The 4724-nt window shown below is 42.3% G+C and carries 6 protein-coding genes and 1 pseudogene; 5 read left to right on the forward strand and 2 right to left on the reverse strand.

Annotated features, from left to right (window positions below):
* The first annotated feature begins 246 nt into the window (after window positions 1-246).
* The 5 genes from O9300_RS09905 (at window position 247) to grrA (ending at window position 4185) form a co-directional block, all read left to right on the forward strand.
* Entirely contained in the window at window positions 247-420 is a 174-nt protein-coding gene (locus O9300_RS09905; protein ID WP_287971491.1) for a hypothetical protein, read from the forward strand.
* Window positions 421-490: 70 nt separating this feature from the next.
* Window positions 491-1450 (forward strand): NodZ family protein, encoded by a 960-nt coding sequence (locus O9300_RS09910; protein WP_287971492.1) that lies wholly within the window; start codon window positions 491-493, stop codon window positions 1448-1450.
* A 73-nt stretch (window positions 1451-1523) separates the two neighbouring features.
* Entirely contained in the window at window positions 1524-2705 is a 1182-nt protein-coding gene (locus tag O9300_RS09915) for a PQQ-dependent sugar dehydrogenase (RefSeq protein WP_287971493.1), read from the forward strand.
* A 191-nt stretch (window positions 2706-2896) separates the two neighbouring features.
* The gene (gene grrP / locus O9300_RS09920; protein ID WP_287971494.1) at window positions 2897-3796 is read left to right on the forward strand and encodes an extracellular substrate binding-like orphan protein GrrP; all 900 of its coding nucleotides are present in this window, start codon (window positions 2897-2899) and stop codon (window positions 3794-3796) included.
* A 14-nt stretch (window positions 3797-3810) separates the two neighbouring features.
* The gene (gene grrA / locus O9300_RS09925) at window positions 3811-4185 is read left to right on the forward strand and encodes a GrrA/OscA1 family cyclophane-containing rSAM-modified RiPP (protein ID WP_286827276.1); all 375 of its coding nucleotides are present in this window, start codon (window positions 3811-3813) and stop codon (window positions 4183-4185) included.
* A 58-nt stretch (window positions 4186-4243) separates the two neighbouring features.
* Here the strand turns inward: grrA and O9300_RS09930 are convergent.
* Window positions 4244-4417, reverse strand: a pseudogene (locus O9300_RS09930) (DUF2887 domain-containing protein); the annotation flags it as partial.
* Between the two features lie 30 nt (window positions 4418-4447).
* Window positions 4448-4724: Rpn family recombination-promoting nuclease/putative transposase (locus tag O9300_RS09935; RefSeq protein WP_287693931.1), on the reverse strand; the 277-nt coding region annotated here is incomplete at its 5' end.

A 4724-nucleotide genomic window follows, 5' to 3' on the forward strand; every position in this document is an offset into this window, starting at 1 on the left:
AAACCGCCGACACCATCGGTCAAAGCATGGGGGCATCGCGGCTGGGGTTGTCTCTTTCATCGCTGCTCTTTCAACGTAAAGTGCTTACTCTTTAACGATTATACTCGATTTGATCTTTATTTGGCGTTTAAGTCCCACTAGCTGGGAGTTATCGAAGTGTAATTAAGCTTGACACAGTCAAATTAAGGTGTTACCATATTGGGCATGATTTGTGCAGATGTTAAAATTTTTGTTGTGCGGTAGTCTATGAATTTAACAAATTTACCAATGTCTCTTGATGAGGTGCCTTTACCTAGTTCTTTGCCGCCAGTTATTTTAATAGTTTTTACTCGTCCCGATCTACTCAAGGAAGTTTTAAAGGGGTTAACCCAAAAGATTCTATCTGCGTCGCCTAGAATTTGTGAAGCTATTTATGGCTAACTCCCCCTTGAGTTTGAAAATATCTCGCCGTCGCCTAGGTTTATAGTTTAGTAGATACTCAATAAAAAATATGAATAGCTCTAGAAAATTTCTGATTTGTAAAGGTTCCTCTGGCATGGGAAACCGAATTCTGGCCGCCTGTGGTGCAATAATCTATAGTGAAATTAGTAATCGCCAGTTAGTTATTGATTGGCGGGATAATACTTATTGTCATGACAATATCAATTCCTTCCCTCTATTTTTTAACTGTCCAAAGAGCGGTTCAGTAGAATCTATACCTGATACCAAGTCTGTCTATCCTGAGATATGGATTGATAAGTTAGATCAATCTTTTGGTGGACTAAGAAAAGATTTAAGGATTTCGGATCAATCTATGTCGGTTGAATTATCTAGAACAAATTATGAGAGTGAGATTCTTGTTTTCTGTGCCTATACTCATAAAATCAACCAGATGAGACAACTTTTTCATGGGAAGTTCGATTACTTGGCAAAAATGGATGATCGTACTATTATCAAACAGGTATTAAACTCTCATCTAAGCCTGAAACCTGAAATTATTCAGTCTATCGAAGATTTCAGATCATCTTACTTTGGAGTGAATACCCTAGGCGTTCATGTCAGATACACAGACATGAAGATTCCTTTAGATAAGCTAATTACTAATACTAAACAAATCAACAAAAACAATAAATTTACCAGCATTTTCTTGGCTACAGATTCTCAAGAAGTTGTTGAAAAATTTCAAGAGGAGTTCCCAAATATTATCACCACAACAAAATGGTTTCCACCATCGGGAGAAAGAATGCACCAGAACTGGGATCAATGTCCCGATCGCGTTCAAAATGGTATAGAAGCATTAATGGATATGTATTTGTTAGCCAGTTGTAATGATTTGATTTTTTCTTCTCAGTCCTCCTTTGGTTTAGTGGCATCAATCCTAAGTAAAGCGAGGAAACAACATCTCCACGATGTGAATTCTTCTTCATTCATTGAAAAAGTAAAAGCGAAAATTAGAGGTATTGCCAAATAGTTTGTACGAGCAATTAACCCGAACCCACCTTAATGATGTCTATGCCATGGCAAACTTGGGGAGTTACCAACTAATGCTTAATTCTCTCAATCGCCTTTTCTCGCCTTTAGTATCTAGCGTTTTACTTACCATAATTATCTCCAGTTGTCAAGGTGCAAATGTATTAACTTCGGCGAATAATTCCCAGAGAAATCAATGGCAAAAAGTGACCGTAATCGAGGGTTTAGAGCATCCTTGGGCTATGGTTTGGCTACCTAACGGGGAAATCCTCATCACAGAGCGCCCCGGTCGTTTAAGAGTAGTTAGAGAGGGCAAATTAGACCCAAAAGCCATCGCTGGAGTTCCCGAAGTTTTTGCCGTCGGACAAGGAGGACTGCTCGATGTGGCAATTCATCCCCAATTTGCCCAAAATCGCTGGATTTATCTAACTTATGCCCACGGAGACCAGGAGGCTAATCGTACCCGCGTCGCTCGTGCGGTTTATGATGGTGCAAGTTTGCGAGATGTGCAGGTTATTTTTGAAGTTTCCCAGACAAAAACTGGCTCTCAACACTTCGGTTCGCGGTTATTATGGCTACCGGATGGCACTTTATTGGTAGCGATTGGGGACGGGGGTAATCCTCCTCTACAATTAGCGGGAGATTTAATTAGAAAACAGGCCCAAAATCTGCAAAGTCAATTAGGTAAAATTATCCGCATCAATGACGACGGTTCTATACCTAAAGATAATCCTTTTGCGGGTTCTAAAATTTGGAGTTATGGTCATCGGAATATTCAAGGAATCAGCTTCGATCCGATGACTAAACGAGTCTGGGCAACAGAACATGGAGCGAAAGGAGGGGATGAATTAAATTTAATTGAAAAAGGAAAAAATTACGGTTGGCCAGTGGTTTCTGCTAGTCAAGAGTACGGCACTAATACCCCAGTTTCCAGCCAAGAATCTCGCCCCGGCCTGATCGATCCGAAAACAATTTGGACACCTGCGATCGCTCCTTCGGGATTGGTCTTTTATACCGGTAATCGCTTTCCTAATTGGCAGGGAAATTTATTCGCTGGTGGTTTAGTTTCCAGGGATATTCGTCGTCTGGAACTGAATAAATCGGGTGAAATTATCAATCAAGAAGCGATTCCCATCGGTCAGAGGGTGCGGGATGTGCGTCAAAGTCCCGACGGATTTTTATACCTGCTCACCGATGAAGGTAAAGGTCAATTAATTCGCATTGAACCGCCATCTCATAGCAATTCTCCCTCATAAAAATTACACATCCAATTATCGAATTTAAGTCCGTTTTTTTAAGGGGTATTTCGGGGAAGCAAACTTTTGTAGTCAGATTTTGGAGAGTTGCCATAATTTGTCAAAGTTCACAGAAATTATTATGGAAACCCTGAAGATTTTTTAGTGAATTCTAGTATAGTTATGTTTGTACGGGAGCAAGCACTCGATTTATGAAGAAAATTTTACAGTTAGTGGGACTAGGTTGCATATTGCCCATGTTCCTCGCAAGTCCGAGTTTAGCGGAAACAGTGGTGGAAAAAGTGGCTCGAACGGGATTTTTGACCGTAGGAACCCGTTTTGATGCGATTCCCTACTCCTACGTCAATGAGAAGGGGGAATTGGTCGGCTATTCTATGGATGTGTTAGAACGAATTAGAAAACGACTGGAAACTCGTCTCGGTCGTCCCGTCACCCTGCAAATGGTGGAAGCTAACCAACCCGGAGAGAAAATTAACCTCATTCGTAGCGGGGAAATCGATATCGCTTGTAGTACGGCTTTTACTTGGGAAAGGGCGAAAGTGGTCGATTTTTCCATCAGTTACAGCATTTCTGGGATTAGGATTTTAGCCAAAAAAGGCAGCAATCTCTCCACTCCTCAATCCCTAATCGGTAAACGTATCGCCTTGATTCCCACTTCCGCGGCCGTGGATGTGATTAAATTAGTACAACCGCAAGCGACAATTGTTACTACCTACAGCACCGTAGAAGAAGCGATCGAAGCTTTAAAAACCGGTAAAATCGAGGCAATAGCGGGGGATAGCATTTCTTTAGCGGGAACAATCCTCAGAGATAACCCTAAAATCTACGAAATCGTCCCCGAAGAAGCTCTAGCTAATTTTGGCATCGCTTGCATGGTTCCCGAAAATAACTCTACTTTTTTGGATGATGTCAACTATGCCATTGTTAAAATGATGCAGGATTACATCACCAATGATACGGCTACCGTTAGTCAAATCGATCGCTGGTTCGGTAGTCAAGGCATGGTTCCCATCCCCCCAGAATTATTAAAGGGGTTTTTTGCCTTCAAAGTTATCGAACACGCCCAAATTAATCCCCAAGAAGCCAAATAGGAGCATAAATTCAGGTGAATATTCGCAATAAAACCGGTTTAGTCGGCTTTCTTCTCGCTTTATCTGCCTTCGGTCTGACTAGCACTGCCCAGGCCGCCTCAGACGAGGCTAATCCCATTGAAGCGCGTTTAAGTCGTCTATCTAGCGCTGTACGCGAACGGGTTAACCAACTGCCGGAAGGTACTGCTGATCCTAGTTTACAAGCTTTAGGCTGGGGAGATGGTGGCAATCGCGGTTGGGGGAATAGTCGTGCTGGTGGTTGGGTAGATGGTCGCGGTGGTAGTTTCGTTAATGCGCGGCCCTGGCGTAATGGTTGGTCTGACGGTGGTGGTTTCTTTAATTCTCGACCGCGCTGGGGTAATGGTGGCGGTTTCTTAAATCGTTGGTAAGTAAGGTTGGGTGAGGGGATAACTTTATCCCCGTCCCAACCCCGGTTTTACGATGAAATCTAGGGTGATTATTTTGAGGCAGAAAGACTCCATCAAGACGAAAAGAAAATTGTTTGACTTCCACTGAGTCAAAGCGGTAGTTATTCGCTTCGCTGATAGGGAGTTGAATTAATTCAAAGAAGATAGAGGGGAAAGATTGAAAGAGTTGATAAAAAATCGTGTCAGTTTTCATGCTCTTATTTTACAAGGCGATCGCATTTTTTTATGTCCCGTTTTGTATAGCTCTAACCTGTTCAACCTCTAACTCTAACGCGGATGCGACTTGCTCAACACTTAACCCTAGGGCTAACAAACGAGGGACCGCCTCTAATGCTTTGTTTAGTCTGCCTTCCTGACGACCTTCCTGACGACCTTCCTGACGCGCTTCCTCGCGCACATCTTGAAAATACTGAGTTTGTTTTAATTCATCTAAACTAAACATAGTTTCTATCTCCCGACGATTGAGAAGCGGTAACTTATAAACAAGAATCGTCTCTATT

This window comes from Microcystis sp. LE19-195.1E (genome assembly GCF_027532095.1).
GTDB classification, from domain to species: domain Bacteria; phylum Cyanobacteriota; class Cyanobacteriia; order Cyanobacteriales; family Microcystaceae; genus Microcystis; species Microcystis aeruginosa.

Excerpts from the sequence above, each read along its gene's own strand:
- O9300_RS09915 (WP_287971493.1), top strand. The coding sequence starts at position 1,524 with ATGCTTAATTCTCTCAATCGCCTTTTCTCGCCTTTAGTATCTAGCGTT.
- grrP (WP_287971494.1), top strand. The coding sequence starts at position 2,897 with ATGAAGAAAATTTTACAGTTAGTGGGACTAGGTTGCATATTGCCCATG.
- O9300_RS09910 (WP_287971492.1), top strand. The coding sequence starts at position 491 with ATGAATAGCTCTAGAAAATTTCTGATTTGTAAAGGTTCCTCTGGCATG.
- O9300_RS09905 (WP_287971491.1), top strand. The coding sequence starts at position 247 with ATGAATTTAACAAATTTACCAATGTCTCTTGATGAGGTGCCTTTACCT.